Annotated in this window: 12 protein-coding genes and 1 pseudogene; 10 read left to right on the top strand and 3 right to left on the bottom strand. The window is 65.0% G+C overall.

Annotated features, from left to right (window positions below):
* Positions 1 to 618 (bottom strand): metallophosphoesterase (locus tag QZ281_RS00850; protein ID WP_292223531.1); only part of this gene is annotated, 618 nt, incomplete at its 3' end.
* Between the two features lie 84 nt (positions 619 to 702).
* Positions 703 to 3,075, bottom strand: a complete 2,373-nt coding sequence (locus QZ281_RS00845; RefSeq protein WP_292223529.1) for a TonB-dependent receptor — start codon at positions 3,073 to 3,075, stop codon at positions 703 to 705.
* Positions 3,076 to 3,410: 335 nt separating this feature from the next.
* Here QZ281_RS00845 and QZ281_RS00840 point away from each other — a divergent pair, with 335 nt between their 5' ends.
* From QZ281_RS00840 to QZ281_RS00810, 8 genes are all read left to right on the top strand, one after another.
* The gene (locus QZ281_RS00840) at positions 3,411 to 4,550 is read left to right on the top strand and encodes an MFS transporter (RefSeq protein ID WP_292223527.1); all 1,140 of its coding nucleotides are present in this window, start codon (positions 3,411 to 3,413) and stop codon (positions 4,548 to 4,550) included.
* Between the two features lie 18 nt (positions 4,551 to 4,568).
* A complete protein-coding gene (locus QZ281_RS00835) occupies positions 4,569 to 5,606 on the top strand; it encodes a LacI family DNA-binding transcriptional regulator (protein ID WP_292223525.1) in 1,038 nt (345 codons plus the stop codon).
* Complete coding sequence (gene hisN / locus QZ281_RS00830; RefSeq protein ID WP_292223524.1) at positions 5,603 to 6,385, top strand: histidinol-phosphatase; 783 nt, start codon at positions 5,603 to 5,605, stop codon at positions 6,383 to 6,385. Before QZ281_RS00835 ends, hisN begins: the two co-directional genes overlap by 4 nt.
* A 192-nt stretch (positions 6,386 to 6,577) precedes the next feature.
* The gene (locus QZ281_RS00825; protein WP_292223522.1) at positions 6,578 to 8,920 is read left to right on the top strand and encodes a TonB-dependent receptor; all 2,343 of its coding nucleotides are present in this window, start codon (positions 6,578 to 6,580) and stop codon (positions 8,918 to 8,920) included.
* A gap of 150 nt (positions 8,921 to 9,070) precedes the next feature.
* On the top strand, positions 9,071 to 9,760 hold the full coding sequence (locus QZ281_RS00820; protein ID WP_292223520.1) for a response regulator: 690 nt from the start codon (positions 9,071 to 9,073) through the stop codon (positions 9,758 to 9,760).
* A 130-nt stretch (positions 9,761 to 9,890) separates the two neighbouring features.
* On the top strand, positions 9,891 to 10,982 hold the full coding sequence (locus QZ281_RS18175; RefSeq protein WP_363297125.1) for a TonB-dependent receptor plug domain-containing protein: 1,092 nt from the start codon (positions 9,891 to 9,893) through the stop codon (positions 10,980 to 10,982).
* The gene (locus QZ281_RS18170; RefSeq protein ID WP_363297131.1) at positions 10,973 to 12,400 is read left to right on the top strand and encodes a TonB-dependent receptor; all 1,428 of its coding nucleotides are present in this window, start codon (positions 10,973 to 10,975) and stop codon (positions 12,398 to 12,400) included. Before QZ281_RS18175 ends, QZ281_RS18170 begins: the two co-directional genes overlap by 10 nt.
* 8 nt (positions 12,401 to 12,408) lie before the next feature.
* On the top strand, positions 12,409 to 14,079 hold the full coding sequence (locus tag QZ281_RS00810; RefSeq protein WP_292223516.1) for an alkaline phosphatase D family protein: 1,671 nt from the start codon (positions 12,409 to 12,411) through the stop codon (positions 14,077 to 14,079).
* A 157-nt stretch (positions 14,080 to 14,236) separates the two neighbouring features.
* On the opposite strand, the gene poxB is transcribed toward QZ281_RS00810, so the two are convergent.
* Positions 14,237 to 15,955 (bottom strand): ubiquinone-dependent pyruvate dehydrogenase, encoded by a 1,719-nt coding sequence (gene poxB / locus QZ281_RS00805; RefSeq protein WP_292223513.1) that lies wholly within the window; start codon positions 15,953 to 15,955, stop codon positions 14,237 to 14,239.
* A 111-nt stretch (positions 15,956 to 16,066) separates the two neighbouring features.
* On the opposite strand from poxB, the gene QZ281_RS00800 reads away from it, so the two are divergent.
* Together QZ281_RS00800 and QZ281_RS00795 are read left to right on the top strand one after the other, a co-directional pair.
* Positions 16,067 to 16,378, top strand: coding sequence for a DUF167 domain-containing protein (locus tag QZ281_RS00800; RefSeq protein ID WP_363297129.1), 312 nt, complete (start codon positions 16,067 to 16,069; stop codon positions 16,376 to 16,378).
* Positions 16,379 to 16,471: 93 nt separating this feature from the next.
* Positions 16,472 to 17,196, top strand: a pseudogene (locus QZ281_RS00795) (amidohydrolase); the annotation flags it as partial.

The raw sequence follows: 17,196 nt of genomic DNA, 5'->3' as shown, positions 1-17,196 counted from the left end.
CGGGTCCATTTCCAGCGACAGGTGCAGGAAGGTTTTCCCGTCGCCCTGGAAGGTCTGGAACGAATTCAGGCCGTTGTCTGAGGCGCCGCCGTACCAGGCCTTGTCTGCGAAATGGCGTGAGTTCGGACCGAAATAGAGGCCCCACGTCCGACCGCCCGACAGGGGCCGCGAGGAGCCCGGTCCGCCGTCCTCGCTCCACCAGGAATAGTTGTCATAGTCGTGGTTGCCGGGAACCATGCCGAAGGGCACGCCCGATCGGCTGAGGATCGACACGGCGCGGTTGGCGATGTCCCATTCGCCGCGCGTGTCCATGACCGTGTGCGGTCCGCTGGCGCCGTCCTTGGGCGCAATACGGAACTGGCCGTCGCCGTGCTGGATCAGGTCGCCGACGAAGCTGACGAAGACGATGTTCTTTGCCGCCTTCTGGTCGGCCAGATACTGCATCTGCTGGGTGAAGGTCGCCTCGCCGCGCGGCTGGGGCAGGGTGACGTCGGAATAGTTCTGGGTGTCGGGGACGACGGCGATGGTGAAGTTCTGGGCGTCAGCCTTGGCGATTCCGACCGACAGGGCGACGGCGGCGGTTGCGGCGGCGATCTGGAACCAGCGGAACATTTTCATCAGTCCGTTTTCCCTTGCAGAATTGAAATCGCCTCTCCCCCGCTGCGAAGCGAAGGGAGAGACGAAAAACACGATCAGCGCGGCTTAGAAATCAAAGCTGATCGTGGCGAAGACCTGACGCGGGGCCGAGGAGTGGAAGACCACGATATTGCCTGCCGCATCATCCGGCGCGAAGACGCTGCTGTCGAAGTTCGACGCATAGCGTTTGCCGGTCAGGTTGGTGACATTGACCGCCAGCTTGGCGCCATTCACCCCGACATTGCCCAGGTCATAGCTGAGGCCCAGGTCGAAGGTGGTGTAGCCACCGAAGCTCTGGTCGTTGGTATAGGTGTAGTACCGGCGGCCCGTGTACTTGCCCATCAACGAGGCCGAGAAGCCGCCGCGCTGCAGGGTCAGGACGCTGGCGAACATCTCCTTGGGCGTATCGACCTGCTGCTTGCCTTCGGTTTCCTTGACCACGCAGGTGGCGGTGCACCAGTTCAGATTGTCGTCATAGGTGGTCTTGTTCAGCGAGGCCGAGTTGTACCAGGTCGCCCACGGAACCGGCTTCCACAGCACGCCCAGTTCGACGCCCGTGCTGGTGACGCCGCCCGCATTGTGGAAGGAGTTGCCGCAGCCGGGGTTCTGCTGCTGGTTGGTGGGGCAGGGATTATACTGAAGCAGGCGGTCGTTGAAGTAGACGCGATAGGCCGACAGGGCGATCTGCAGCGGGCCGCTGATGTAGCGATAGCCGCCGTCGAAGCTGTTGGAGGTTTCCGGCTTCAGGGTGTGGCCCTGGGCGTCCCAGACGGCCTGCGACACGGATTGCGGGCCAAGCTTGAAGCCGCCCTGATACATGGCCATGTTTTCGGCATAGCTGGCGAACAGTTCATGCTCGGGCGTGATCTGCCAGTGGACGCCGATCTCGGGCAGGAAGTTGTCCTTGGCCGTCAGGGTTCCCGATGCGAACTGGCTGGAGGCGGGCGGGGCGTTGACCGCGATGCCGCGCTGGGCCTCGGCGACGGACTTCGAATAGGTGCTCTTGAAGCCGAAATCGATGGTCAGGGCGTCGTTCAGCAGCTTGACCTCGTCCTGAACGTAGAACTGGCGGGTCATCCATGTGGTTTGCTGAACCCACTGGGCGTTGTTCGGCTGGCCCTTCAGGAAGCGCGCCAGGCTGAACGGCTCGGTGACATTGGTCCAGATGTAGCGGGCGGCGCTGGAGGTGTTGTCTTCCAGCCAGAACCCGGCCTGCAGGCGGTGGGCGCCGATGTTCCAGGTCGCGCTGCCCAGAACGCCTTCGCGGTCGATGGTGTAGCGGGTGTCGCGGATCTGGACCGGCAGATTGCCGGTCGGGTTGATGGACCAGCCGACGATCCAGTTGTTACCGGCGCCCTTGTCGGTGTGCTTGTAAACCTGACCACGAACGCTGAGGCTGTCGGTGATACGATAGTCGCCGGCGACGTAATAAAGCTCGTCGTTGCGCAGGATCTGGCCGTTGGTGAAGGTGACGTCGGAGTTCTTCTCCGGCGCCGTCGCGGGCACGCACTTGGACGGGGCGGTCGGCCCGGTCACGGTGCAGTAGGCGCGGTCCAGATAGGCCTGCCAGTTGGGGGCGTAACCGGCCCAGTCCCAGCCCAGACGGCTCTGCATGTCCTTGGACAGATAGGCGTCATCGGCCTGATTGGTGCGCGAGATGTCGGCGAAGGCGGTGATCGTGCCGCGCTCGAACTCGTATTTGGCCTTGGCGTTCAGCTGCTTGCCGGTCGACTGGTTCCAGGCGGGCTGGTTCACGAACAGGTCCTGCTCGCTGTACTGGCCCGAGAGATAGGCCGAGAAGCCGTGGTGCTCGCCGGTGTCGACGCGCAGGAAGGTGCGCTTGGTCTCTTCGCTGCCGAAGGTCTGGCTGCCACGCACGCCCCAGGTCTTGCGCGGGTCGCTGGAGGAATAGATCAGGGCGCCGCCCAGATTGCTGGTCGACGGAATGCTCAGGCCCGCGATGCCGGTGGCCAGATCGGCGCGGCCCAGGTTCTCCGAGATCAGGGCGCGGCTGATGGTCAGGCCGTTGTAGTTGTTATAGGCGCCGTCGCCGAGCGGCACGCCGTCCAGCGCATAGCCCAGATGGGTGGTGTTGAAGCCGCGCACCTGCAGCGTCAGGGACTGTTCGTTGACGCCCAGGGCGTCGATCGACTGGGCGCTGACGCCCGGCAGGAAGTTCAGCGCCTTCTGGACGCTGGTGCCCGGCGGCAGGGTCTCAAGGTTGGCGGGCAGCAGGGTCGAAACCGAACGGGTCTGGCCCTTGCCGACCACGACGATGTCGCCAACCTCATAGGAGGGTTCGCTAGCACCCTGTTCGCGTACAGTTTCGGTCGCTGCTGGCCCTGTCAGATCGGCGGCGGACGCCGTACCAGCCAGAGTGACCAAGGCCGTGCCGGCCAACAGGCAGGCCAGGCGTGAATAGTTCGAATGTGACAACATGACGCGATTTCCCCTTGAGACGGAGCGCGTCTAGGGGCGAGGTGAGACGCCTGAACTACGATTGCGTTACAACGGTGTGACTTCGTTCGGCGGCGTTGTCTTTGATCAGGATAAGTCGTTCTTTAGTCACGACTCGTCGCGCGTCCTGGCGGCCCATGTCTTCTCCGCTCGGATGAAATAGCAAAAAACGTGCTAGTTTAGCGCTTGTGGTTTAGCGTTAAATCAATGAGTGCGGCTTTTGACAGCTTCCCTCGCTGTTCACTTACGGGCCGGTCGCGCAGATCACGTGTGACACGTGACCGGCCTCTTTTTGGAATTCTGATGACGGTCTTGAGATGACGGGCGTGGACGGAAAACAGGCGCGGCTGGCGACCAGGATGGCGTTTCTGGCGGCGGGCTTTGGTCTGGCCAGCTGGGCGCCTCTGGTGCCTTTCGCCAAGACACGTCTGGCCATTGATGAAGGCGCGCTAGGCCTGTTGCTGCTGTGTCTGGGTGTTGGCTCGGTTCTGGCCATGGCCCTGACCGGCATCCTCAGCGCCCGACACGGCAGCCGTCCCATCATTATCGTCAGCGGCCTGATCATGGCCGTCGCCATGCCCTTCCTGGCCTTCGCCCCGACCCCGATCACGCTTGGCGTGGCCCTGTTTGTCTTTGGTGCAGGTCTGGGGTCGCTGGACGTGGCGATGAACATCCACGCGGTCGAGGTTGAGAAGGCGTCGGATCGGCCGCTGATGTCCGGCTTCCACGCCCTGTTCAGCATCGGCGGATTTGGCGGCGCGGCCAGTGTCACGGCCATGCTGTCGCTGGGTCTGGCGCCTGTGGTCTGTGCGGTGGTCAGCGCAGTGGTGGTCGGTGTGGCGATCCTGCTGTCCTGGCCGCGCCTGATCGAAACCAGAGCAGATGAGGGCGCGCCCCTGTTCGCCTTCCCGCGCGGCATTGTGCTGCTGCTGGCCCTGCTGGCCGCCGTGACCTTCCTGACCGAAGGGGCGATCCTGGACTGGAGCGCCCTGCTGCTGACCGACGCAGGGCTGGTGCCCCTGTCGCAGGGCGGCGTCGGCTATATTGTCTTCTCTCTGGCCATGACGACCGGGCGACTGGTCGGTGACGGCGTGACGGCACGCCTGGGCGATTTCCGCACCCTGTTCTGGGGCGGACTGGTGGCTCTGGCCGGGTTCGCGGTGCTGTTGCTGGTGAAGGAGCCGGTCATCGCCATCGCTGGCTTCGTCCTGATCGGTCTGGGTGCCTCCAACATCGTGCCGGTGCTGTTCCGTCTGGCGGGCGCGCAGAAGTCCATGCCCTCGGGCCTGGCCGTCGCCGCCATCACCACGACGGGTTATGCAGGCATCCTGATGGGACCGGCAGGCGTCGGCGCGGTGGCCAAATTGGTCGGTCTGCCTGCCGCCTTCTGGGGACTTGCGGGATTGATGGTCCTGGTGCCTGTTCTGGCCAGCACGATCACGGCCAAGAGAGGCTAAGCCGATGGATGTCGTCGCATGACCCGGACGCGGCGAGCGCAGGTGACGCTGGCGGATGTGGCGCGTGCGTCGCGGGTCTCGATCATGACGGTGTCCAATGTGCTGAGCGGCTCTGGACGGGCCAGCGACGACACACGGATGCGGGTGCGGCAGGCCGCCGCCTCGCTCGGCTATGTGCCCAATCTATCGGCCAGTCGTCTGGCGGGGGCCAGTCTGTCGCGCGTCGGGGTCATCTATAATTCGGGCGAAAGCGCCTTCCAGACCACGTTGACCGCCGCCGTCGTCACACAGGCCGCGTCGCGCGGACTGCAGCTTCTGTTTCGCCCGCTGCTGACCCGCAGCCCGGACAAGGTGCGCGATCTGGCGCAGGAACTGGTGTCGAGCGGGGCCGAGGCGATCATTCTGGTGCCGCCCTATGCCGAGATGCTCGACGTCCGGGCTATGGCGGACCTGGGCGTGCCGCTGGCCGGTCTGGTCACCGCCAGTCCGATCGCAGGCATGGCGACGGCCAGGATCGATAATGTCGGCGCGGCCCAGGCCGTGACCACCCTGTTGCTGGATCAGGGGCATGAACGGATCGGCGTCGTCGTCGGGCCGCTGAACCATTCCGACAGTATCGCGCGCAGGGACGGGCATCGCGCCGCCCTGATCGCACGCGGCCTGACGCCCTCAGACGAACTGGAGGCGCAGGGTGACTTCGGCTTCGCCTCGGGCATCGCCTGCGCCGATCAACTTCTGGATCTCGAAAACCCGCCGACCGCCATCGTCGCGGCGAATGACGAGATGGCGGCGGGCGTGCTGTGGGCGGCCAACCGGCGGGGCCTGCGCCTGCCGGATGAACTGGCCGTCTGCGGCTTTGACGACACCCTGCTGGCCACCCGCGTCTGGCCCACACTGACCACCATAAGGCAGCCTCTGGCCGAAATGGCCGGGCAGGCGATGGAGGCGCTGAAAACCGCCTTTCGTCATCGCGGCGATGCCCCCGCCGCGACCGACGCCGTGCTGCCCTTCACCCTGATCGAGCGGGGCTCAACCCAGCAAAAGGCACAACCATGACCGCGCCCGTCGATATCGAATTCCTGCACCGTCTGGCCGATGCCGCCGACGCCATCACCTCGGCCCGGTTCCGGCAGGCGCTGGAGATCGACACCAAGGTCAAGCCGGGCTTTTCGTTCGACCCGGTGACGGATGCGGACCGCGACGCCGAACTGGCCATCCGCGAGATTCTGACCGCGACCTACCCGGACCACAGCGTGCTGGGCGAGGAGTTCGGTCTGGCGGGCGACAGCCGTTTCCAATGGGTGATTGACCCCATCGACGGCACGCGCCCCTTTCTGTGCGGCATTCCGGTCTGGGGCACACTGATCGGCCTGACGCAGGACGGCGTGGCGACCCACGGCCTGATGAGCCAGCCCTTCACCGGCGAACGCTTCTGGGGCGAGCCGGACGGCGCCTGGACCCAGCGTAATGGCGTGCGTCATCCGATCCGCACGCGCGCGGTCGATGATCTGGCAGGCGCCGTGCTGCACACCACCTCGCCAGAGGGCTGGCCGGATCACCTGCTGGACGGTTTCGCGCAGTTGAAATCTGCCACGCGCATGACCCGCTACGGCGGCGAATGCTACGCCATGGTCATGGTGGCCGCGGGTCAGATCGACCTGGCCATCGAACCCTCGCTCCAGCCCTATGACATTGTCGCCCTGATCCCTGTCATCGAACAGGCGGGCGGGGTGGTCACGCGTCTGGACGGCGCGCGCGCAGAGGCGGGCGGGCCTGTGCTGATCTCCGCCAACCAAAGGCTGCACGACCAGACGCTTCGGCTGTTTTCAACCTGATTTGGGCGTCATCGTGCCTGGACAGTGGCCTGATCGGTTTGATTGTGGAGATTGTCAGGAGATTTGACCTAGGCAGGTTGGCGACTGCATTCATGTCACGACACGAATAATGCATCTTGGCGTTACACGTCTGTGAACTGACCATTGCAGAGACGTCCTAATCCCCGACGCTGACATCGCAGGGGAACAATGATGCAACGTCGCAATAAACTTCGCCTCCAGCTGTTGCTGGGAAGCGCACTTCTCGTAACGCCCGCCGCCGCCTTTGCTGAAACCGCGCCCGCCACGGCGCCGGTCGTTTCCAGCGAGCCGCAAACGACCGGCCTCGCCGACATCATCGTTACGGCGACCAAGCGTGAGACCAATCTGCAAGAGACGCCGATCTCCATTTCGGTGCTCGGTTCCGAGGCGCTGGAGAACCGTCACGTCCAGAGCTTGATGGATCTGGCTGACGGCGCTGTGCCTTCGCTGCGCGTCGCCACCTTTGAAGCCCGTCAGTCGGCGCTGACCATCGGCATTCGCGGCATCGTGCCGAACGACGCCAACCAGCCCGCCCGCGAACAGGGCGTCGGCGTCTATGTTGACGGCGTCTATCTGGCCCGCCAGCACGGTCTGGGTTCGGCCCTGCTCGACATCGAGCGCATCGAGGTTCTGAAGGGTCCGCAAGGCACCCTGTTCGGCCGCAACACCGAAGGCGGCGCCCTGTCGCTGGTCACGCGCAAGCCCACCGGCGAGTTCGGCATGCGCGCCACCGCTGGCGTCGGCAATCTGGATTCCTACAACACGGAAATGCACGTCGATTTCCCGGCCCTGGGCGATTTCGCCTTCAAGGTCGACGGCGTGATCCAGGTTCAGGGCCCCGTCACCAAGAACATCCTTCCGGGTGAGACCGGCTTTGGCCAGTACGACCGTCGCGGCCTGCGCTTCCAGACCCGCTGGACCCCGACCGACAACTTCTCGGCCACCCTGGCCGCCGACGTCGGCAAGGACAAGAACACCCCGTTCTATTCGCAACTGCTGAACTTCAACCCGAACGGCCTGGTTGTTGTGCCGTTCACCGCCGCATCGGTGCCGAACGGCAGCATCCGCGGCCTGTCGCCTCTGGTGCAGGTTGAGGGCTCCAAGCGCATGACGCAGGCCGATATCGGCGTGCCGCAGCAGTGGAGCGTCGACGACACGCGCGGCATCGATCTGCACCTGTCGTATCGTCCCAACGACTCGCTGGAAATCCGTTCGATCACCGCCTATCGCGATCTGGACGTTGAACAGTACGACAACATCGCCGGCGCCCACCGTCCGCCGCTGGGCTCGCCGAACGGCAAGTTCTCGCGCTACTCGCTGGCCGGTTTCTGGCAGCATCAGTTCAGCCAGGAACTCCAGGCTGTCGGTTCGCTGGGTGATAGCATCGACTACGTCGGCGGCGTCTTCTACTTCAAGGAAACCGTGTCGGACGATGCGGCGACGCCCTCGACGAACCAGTGGAACTCGGACGGTACGGGCTACACCATTCTGGACCCGACCCCGACCATTCGCGGCAGCCGCTTCCTGGACCGCAAGTCCACGGCCCATTCGGAATCCAAGGCCATCTATGGTCAGGCGACCTGGACCCCGGCCAGCCTGAGCGACCTGCACCTGACGGTTGGCGGCCGCTACACCTGGGATGAAAAAGACGGCACGCTGGAGTTGGTCAACAACGACCTGCCGAACGTGAATGGCGTGAAGGGCGAGTTGCACTTCAAGAGTTCGGTCGACCGTTTCGACCCGCTGATCACCTTGGCCTATGACCTGACCAACACCGTCAACGTCTACGGCAAATACTCGACCGGCTATCGGGCTGGCGGCGCCTCCTCGCGCTCGCTGACCTACCGCTCGTTCGATCCGGAAGAGGTCAAGGCTTACGAGCTGGGTCTGAAGAGCGACCTGTTCGACCGTCGCGTCCGCCTGAACGCGGCCATCTATGCGATGGACCGCACCGACAGCCAGATCGACTTCAGCCTGATCACCAACGGCCGCAACACCCTGGAGACGGTCAACGCCCCCGGCACGACCAAGATCCGCGGTCTTGAGCTGGAAGGTCAGTTCCGTGCGACCGACAACCTGACCTTGTCGGCCTCCTACGCCTATACGGACGCGAAGATCCCCGACACGATCAACCCGTTCGACGGCAAGCTGCAGAAGGTGTTCATCGCCTATACGCCTGAGAACGCCGCCAGCGTCGCCGCTGACTGGGAATCGCCCTTCATGGGCGCGACCCTGAAGGCCCACATCGACGCCAACTACGCCGACGCCAGCCACAGCTTCGAACAGTTCGAGATCAAGAACGACCAGTCGTTCGTCGTGAACGGCCGCGTCGCCATCGCCGACATCCAGACCAACCCTGGCGGTCCGCTGCTGGAAGTGGCTGTCTGGTCGCGCAACCTGCTGGACGAAACCTATGTCTATCGTCGTGACCCGTCGAACCGGGGCACGCTGGGGGACTACGGCAACTTCAACATGCCGCGCACCTTCGGCATCCAGCTGACGGCCAAGTACTAAAAACTGACCAAGCCTTAGCGTTTTGGCCCTCCTCGCCCCTGATCGGGCGGGGAGGGTTCAGGCGTTTTCGAATGTGAAACTGGCGTGAATTTTACGCGATGATTCCGCTTTTGCTGGACCCCCGCGAGCCGGGCGGTGCAGAGGCGCGGCATGACGCCGCTGGTTCTGATCGCCGAAAGTGACGCCGAAACCGCCGATGGGCTGGACGCCAGCCTGCGCCGCGAAGGCTTTCGCACCGCTTTGGCGGCGGATGGTCAGGCAGCGCTGAATCTGCAGGCGTCGCTGAGGCCTGACCTGATCCTGCTGGGCGTCGATCTGCCTGTCCGTGACGGCTGGGACGTACTGGGCGAGGTGCGTCGTCGTGACGAGACCCCGGTCATCATGGTCGCCGCCGAAGGGCAGTCGGGCGAGCGGCTTCAGGCCCTGCGTATCGGCGCCGATGACTATGTGACCCGCCCGCTGAACCTGACCGAGACAGCGGCCCATGTTCAGGCCCTGCTGCGCCGGACGCTGGGCGCGCAAAAGGGCGGGGTGCTGCGTGTCGGGCCGCTGGAGGTGCAGCTGGATAACTACCTTGTGTCAGTGGTCCTGCGCGAGGGGCGCAGGCGTCTGGACCTGACCCTGACCGAGTTCCGCATCCTGGCCCATATGGCGCGCGCGCCGCTGCGGGTCTTCAGCCGCGCCGATATCATGCAGGCCTGTTTTCCCAATCAGGACGTCCTGGAACGCACCATCGACAGCCATGTCAGCCATCTGCGCCGCAAGCTGGAGACGTCGGGTGCGGCTGGCCTGCTGCGCAACGTCAGGGGTGTCGGCTATCGGCTGGAGCTAGAGGGCTGAAAAGCCGAACCCGGATCAAGCGTCGTCGCTATGTCTCGTGGTCGTCTTGAAGCCTATGTTGAACCGTCGCCGCCACGACACGGCGCATCGCTAGTCAGTCCCCTGACATTGCTGTTCTGGGGATTCGAACATGACTATTTCACTGAAGGCGCGCCTGTTGGCGGCGGCGGCCCTGGCGGGCGTCAGCGCTACGGCGACCATCGCCTGGGCCGACGAGCAGACGACGCCGTCGACGGTTGACGACATCGTCGTCACCGCTCAGTTGCGCGAACAGAAGACCATCGACGTCCCCTTCGCCCTGACCGCCTATTCGGGGCAGTTCCTGCAAGATCTGGGCGTGCAGGAGTTCGACACCCTGTCGGCCTTCGTGCCCGGCTTCCTGGTGCAGAACCAGTCGCCGAACAACCCGGGCTTCGTGATGCGCGGCATCACCTCGGACAGCGGCGCCGCAACGGCTGAGCCGCGCGTGTCGGTGTTCCAGGACGGCGTGTCGATCTCCAAGTCACGCGGTTCCTATGTCGAACTGTTCGACATGGAGCGGATCGAGATCGCCAAGGGGCCGCAGTCGACCCTGTACGGACGCGGCGCCCTGATCGGCGCGGTGAATCTGGTCCAGAACCGCGCCCGCATCGGCAGCACCGAAGCCTATGCCCAGGCCGAGGTCGGCAATGAAGGCTATCGCATGGTCGAGGGGGCGGTGAACCTGCCGGTCGGCGAGACGGCGGGCCTGCGTCTGGCCACGCGCATGAAGACGCGCGACGGCTTCGTCGAGAATCTGCTGGACGGCGACGACTACAACTCCATCGAAACCAAGGCCTTCCGTCTGTCGGGCGCTTGGACCCCGATCGAGGCGATGCGGTTCGATGTGATCGCCAACTATCAGACAGACAAGGCGTCCGGCACGCCGTTCAAGTCCATCGCCTATTTCCCCGCCGACCCGACGACGGGCGCAGTGCTGGGCGGCAAGGATCCGTGGGACGGCGCTGCCCTGACGCCGGGCGCGGCCTTTGACGGCGGCAAGGCTCTGGGTCTGAACCGCGAGGTCTGGGGCGTGACGGGGCTGGCCCGCTTCGACCTGAGTCCGTCGCTGCGTCTGAACTCGACCACGGCCTATCGCCAGTTCAAGAACTACGAGACCTTTGACGCCGACGGCGTGTCCCTGCCGATCCTGACCGCGCCGAGGACACCTATGGCGAACAGTGGAGCCAGGACCTGCGCCTGAGCTACAACAACGGCGGTCGCCTCAGCGGCTTCGTCGGCGCCGGCTGGTTCCATGAAAAGGGCTATCAGCGCACACCGACCCAGTTCGATGAACGTCTGGCCCTGGTTCAGCTGGCGGGCCTGCTGGATGGCTCGCCCGCCACGGTCGGCGACAAGACCCTGCCGATGGCCGCCTATCCGACGCTGGCGGGTCTGGCGCTGGGCGGCATGCTGAGCCCGCTGGGCGCGGGCGCCTTCGCTGCGCCTATCGCCGCCAACCTGAAGGCGGCGCATATCGAGACGCCGATCAACAACTCCGACCTGACGTCCTATGACGTCTTCGCCGATGTCACCTACGCCCTGACCGACCGGTTCGAGGTCTCGGGCGGCGTGCGCTACACCCGCGACGACAAGACGACGGGCTTCGCCAGCTCGGTTCAGAGCCGCTCGGTGCTGGGCGCTTTGCTGGCGCTGCAGTCGGGCGCGATCCCGCCCGACCAGATGGCGCCCTTCCTGTCGACCATGGCCAATCCGGCCTATCTGAACATCCCCGCCAACCTGTTCCCGCTGTTCGGCCTGACGGCCCAGCCGACGACGAACAACGGCGACTTCTCGTATTTCGACTCCAAGGATGATGGCGTGACCTGGCGTCTGACGGCGCGCTACGCCCTGTCGGACAGCGCCAACATCTACGCCAACTATGCCCGTGGTCGCCGCCCGGAGGTCATCAGCGCCTCTGCTCCCGCCGCACCGGGCGGCGCCGCCCGCTTCACCCCCGTCGCTGCCGAGACGGTCGACAGTTATGAGATCGGCGCCAAGGCCGCCCTCCTGGGCCGCCGCCTGCGCGTGGACGGCGCGGTCTTCCTCTACAACTACGACAACTTCCAGACGACGGTGCAGCAGGGCACCCTGTTCGTCACCACCAACGCTGGCGAAGCCAAGTCCTATGGTTTCGAAGGGCAGGCCAACTTCACCGTCTCGTCGAATCTGGACCTGTTCGCCACCTACGCCTTCAACCATTCACGGTTCGAGAACGGCCTGTACGAGGGCAACCATTTCCGCCTGTCGCCTGACCATGCCGCCTCGTTCGGGGCCATCTGGCGTCTGCCGGTCGCGGGCGGGGCCATCGAGGTCCAGCCGACCTATACCTGGCAGTCGAAGGTCTTCTTCGACGACGACAACGACATCCCGGCACTGCAGAAGGGCCATTTCGTCCCCGACCTGATTCAGGACGAATATCAGGACGCCTACGGCCTGCTGAACCTGCGCATCCGTTATGCTCCGGCTTCGCAGAACTGGGGCGTCGAGGCCTTCGGCGAGAACATTCTGGATGAGAAATACATCAAGGATGCGGGCAACACCGGCGATGCGCTGGGTATGCCGACCTTCATCGCCGGACGGCCTGCCTCCTACGGCCTCGTGTTCAAACTGAAGCTCTGAGAAAACCGATGAACCTGGATCGCCGCAGTCTTCTGGGCCTGCTCGGCGCGGGGGCCGCAACGCCCGCCGTCGCCAAGGCCGCCAACACCGGCAAGGTCGCCTTCCTGCACGGGGTGGCCAGCGGCGATCCGGGGCCGCACTCGGCCGTCTTCTGGACGCGGGTGACGCCTGAAGCGGGCACGGGCGGTGACGTCCCCGTCACGCTGGAGGTCGCCCGCGACGCCGATTTCCGCAGCATCGTGCGTCGGGTTTCGAACCTGAAGGCGGGGGCAGAGCGCGACTTTACGGTGAAGCACGAACTGGACGATGCGCGTCTTCGTCCGGGTTCGGAATATTTCTATCGTTTCACCGCAAACGGCGTCACTTCGCCCGTCGGCCGGGTGCGGACCCTGCCGGAAAACCAGACGCCGGACGTGGTTCTGGCGGTGGTGTCGTGCCAGCTTTATCCGGGCGGCCTGTTCAACGCCTATGACGCCATCGCCAAGCAGGAGCGTGTCGACGCGGTCGTGCATCTGGGCGACTATATCTACGAATACGGCGCGGCGCCGGGTGATTACGGCATGGATCATGGGGTGCGGCTGAACCGCATCCCCGAGCCTGCGCACGAGATCGTCAGCCTGGCCGATTACCGGGCGCGCCACGCCCAGTACAAGACCGACCCGGACCTTCAGGCCGCCCATGCGCGGGCCGCCTTCATCTGCGTCTGGGACGATCACGAGGTGGCCAACGACACCTGGATCCTGGGCGCCGAAAACCATCAGCCCGAGACCGAAGGCGACTTCGCCGTGCGCAAGGCGGCGGCGCTCAGGGCCTATTACGAATGGATGCCGATCCGCGAGCCCAAGGCGGGCACGCTTCAGGAGGCGATCAACCGCGCCTTCCATTTCGGCGATCTGGCCAGCCTGATCATGGTCGAGACGCGGCTTCTGGCGCGCAACAAACAGCTGACCTACGCCGACCTGCCGCGCAAGGCGGACGGTTCGCCCGACGTGGCGGCCTTTGAGGTCACGCGCAATGATCCTTCGCGCGACATGCTGGGCGATGCGCAGCGTCGTTGGATCGGCGAAACCATACAGCAGTCGCACGCTGCGGGCCGTCCGTGGCAGGTGCTGGGCAATCAGGTGGTCATGGCCCGGGTCAAGGGACCGAACATCGAGCAGATGATGCCCCCCGAGCAGGTCGCCCAGCTTCTGGCGACCCTGCCTGCGGAAAGCCGCCCTGAAATCGAGGCGGCGATCCAGCTGTTCAAACTGGGCCTGCCGTTCAATCTGGACGGCTGGGACGGTTATCCGGCCGGGCGCGAGCGTCTGTACGAAACCCTGAAGGCCACGGGCGTCCAGCCCATCATCGTGTCGGGTGACAGCCACGCCTTCTGGACCAACGAACTGTACGACAACGCGGGCGAGCGCCGGGCGGTGGAGTTCGGCACCTCGTCCATCTCCAGCCCCTCGGTGGGGGATCATGTCGGCGGCCTGCCGATCGGTCTGGCCCTGTCGTCGGCCAACCCGGAGGTGGTCTTCTGCGACCAGACGTCCAAGGGCTATATCCTGCTGACCCTGACGCGCGAACGGGCGGTCGCAGAACTGTGCGCCGTCTCGACCATCATGGCCAAGCCGTATCAGATGCGGGTCGTGAAACGCTACAGCGTGACGCCGCAGGGGACACTGACCGAGGTCTGACCCTGTGCAGACCAGGCGTGGCTAGAGCATGATCGTTTTTAACGGAACCGCGTAGCGGTTCCGGCAGAAGCGTGAATCATGCTCTCGCTTAATATCTGGAGCCTGATTCACCGCATCGACGGAATCGCGCAGCGATCCCATCTCAGCGGATCAGGCTCTAGAGATTGGTCTTGGCCAGGGCCAGCACCTCGTCGCCACGCCCGTTCATCACGGCCTTCAGCATATAGAGGCCGAACCCCTTGGCCTGCTCCAGCTTGATCTTGGGCGGGATGACCAGTTCCTGCTGGGCGGTGACCACATCGACCAGGGCCGGGCCGGGGTGGGCCAGAGCAGCGGCGACGGCTTCCTCCAGATCAGCGGATTCCTCGACGCGGAAGGCGGTCACGCCCATGGCGGCGGCCATGGCGGCGAAGTTGGGGTTTTTCAGGTCCGTGCCGGTGTCCAGGAAGCCTGCCGCCTTCATCTCCATGGCGACAAAGCCCAGCGAGCCGTTGTTGAAGACGATCACCTTCACCGGCAGCTTCAACTGCGTCAGGCTGATGAAGTCGCCCATCATCATGGTGAAGCCGCCGTCGCCGGACAGGGACACGACCTGACGCTCCGGCGCCGCCGCCTGTGCGCCCATGGCCTGCAGCATCGCATTGGCCATGGAGCCGTGGTTGAACGACCCGATCAGGCGGCGCTGTCCGTTCATCTCCAGATAACGGGCGGCCCAGACGGTGGGGGTGCCGACATCGGCGGTGAAGATGGCGTCATCCTCGGCCAGACGGCTGACGACCTCGGCGACATACTGCGGGTGGATCGGCTTTCCGGGCGCAGAGGGGCGGGCCAGGTCGTCCAGGCCTTTACGCGCCCCGACATAGTGTTTGCGCGCTGCCTCCAGAAACCGCGAAGACCGTTCGTGTTTCAGGCGCGGCAACAGGGCCGAAACCGTCTCAGCCACATCGCCGACAATCCCTTGCGCCAGCGTCGCCCGCTTGCCCAGCGCGGTCGGGTCATGGTCGATCTGGATGATCTTGGCGTCAGTCGGATAGAAGTTGCGATAGGGGAAGTCGGTCCCCAGCATCACCAGTGCGTCGCAGGCCAGCATGGCGTGATAGCCCGACGAGAAGCCGATCAGGCCGGTCATGCCGACGCTGTAGGGATTGTCCCATTCGACATGTTCCTTGCCGCGCAGGGCATGGACGACCGGCGCCTGCAGCGCCTCGGCCAGCGCCACGACCGCATCATGCGCGCCCGCGCAGCCGCTGCCCGCCAATATGGTCACCTTGTTCGCCCCGTTCAGCAGTTCGGCGGCGCGGTCCAGATCAGTTTCAACGGGGCTGATGCGGGGGCGGCCCGGCGCATGCCATTCGGTGCTGGCCCCATCGGGCGCCTTGGCCAGCGCCACGTCGCCGGGAATGACGATCACCGCCACCCCGCCCTTGCCGACGGCGGTGTTCAGGGCGCGGGCCAGGATGCCGGTGATCTGGGCCGGGTTGGTCACCAGTTCGCAGAAATCGCTGCATTCGCGGAACAGCTCTTGCGGATGCGTCTCCTGAAAATAGCCCAGACCGATCTCGGACGAGGGGATATGCGCGGCGATGGCCAGAACCGGGGTCCGGTTGCGATGACAGTCGAACAGGCCGTTGATCAGATGCAGATTGCCCGGTCCGCAACTGCCCGCGCAGACGGCCAGTTCCCCGGTGATGGCAGCCTCTGCCCCGGCGGCGAAGGCGGCGGTCTCCTCATGGCGGACATGCATCCATTCGATGGTATCCAGCCGACGCAGACTGTCGTTCAGGCCGTTCAGACTGTCGCCGGTCACGCCCCAGATCCGTTTGACGCCCGCATTGGACAGGGTCTGGGCGATCAGGTCGGCGACGGTCATCGACATGGGGGCGTCCTCATGAGCGGCCGGTCATCGGCCCCGGTCATGGGATGACGCATCAGACGCAGAGCCGTTCCCCGGTCGAGACTTATTGTCTAGGTTTGGCGTCGATTTCCTCTGTTTGTCTGGGCCAGAACCATCGCCGACCTTCCTCTGAAACTGCAGCCTGGCGCATCGGTTGACCGCATCGACGGCTGGGAGGCAGATGCCGAGGGGCGGCCCGTCCTGAAGGTCCGCGTTCGCGCCCGCCCTGTCGACGGCGAGGCCAATGAGGCGGTGACGCGGTTTCTGGCCAAGGCGCTGGGCGTCAGCCGGTCCTCTGTCACGGTGAAGCGCGGCGGCCAGTCGCGACTGAAGATGATCACCGTCGAGGGGCTGGACGATCAGGCCTTGCGGGACCGTATCGACGCCCTTGTCACACGCGGCTGAAACACTTTGACGGTTCGTCGCCGAGCCGTTTCTATGGCTCCATTCAACGCGCCTGATTTTTGTCTGGGTGCGGAGTGGGAGAAGGGGCTTTTGATGATCAGACACAGTCTGCGGGGCGCCAGCCTCGCGGTGGTCGCCTGCGCCATGTTGGCGGCCTGCGCGACGACAGATACGGTAAGCAGCGGAGAGGCGCGCGCCGCCGCCAAACCGGACCGCACTCTGGCGACGGGGCTGGATTATTCGACCAATCCCGATCCCTTCCCCTCGACCTATCAGCCCCTGCCGCGCGAGAATTTCGCCGTGGTCGGCGCCACGGTCCTGACCGGCACGGACCGCAAGATCGAGAATGGCGTGGTCGTGGTCACGGACGGCAAGGTCGCCGCCGTCGGCGACGCCCAGACCCCGGTTCCCGCCGGTCACCGCGTCATTGATGCGCGCGGCCGCTATGTCACCCCCGGCGTCATCGACGTGCACAGCCATCTGGGCGTCTATCCGTCGCCCGGCGTTCAGGGTCTGAGCAACGGCAACGAGGCGACCAGCCCGAACACGGCGCAGGTCTGGGCCGAGCACTCGATCTGGCCGCAGGATCCCGGCTTCAACACCGCGCGTGCGGGCGGCGTCACGACCCTGCACATCCTGCCCGGATCGGCCAACCTGTTCGGCGGGCGCGGCGTGACCATCCGGAACGTGCCTTCGGTCACCATGCAGGGTCTGAAGTTCCCCAACGCCCCCTATACGGTCAAGATGGCCTGCGGCGAGAACCCGGCCCGCGTCTATGGCTCGCGCAACCAGAGCCCCGCGACCGCTATGGGCAATAT

Origin of the sequence: Brevundimonas sp., assembly GCF_018608325.1 — a bacterium.
Taxonomy (GTDB): Bacteria; Pseudomonadota; Alphaproteobacteria; order Caulobacterales; family Caulobacteraceae; genus Brevundimonas.
The sequence above is the reverse complement of the archived record's forward strand: the minus strand, read 5'-3'. Positions and strand labels throughout refer to the sequence as shown.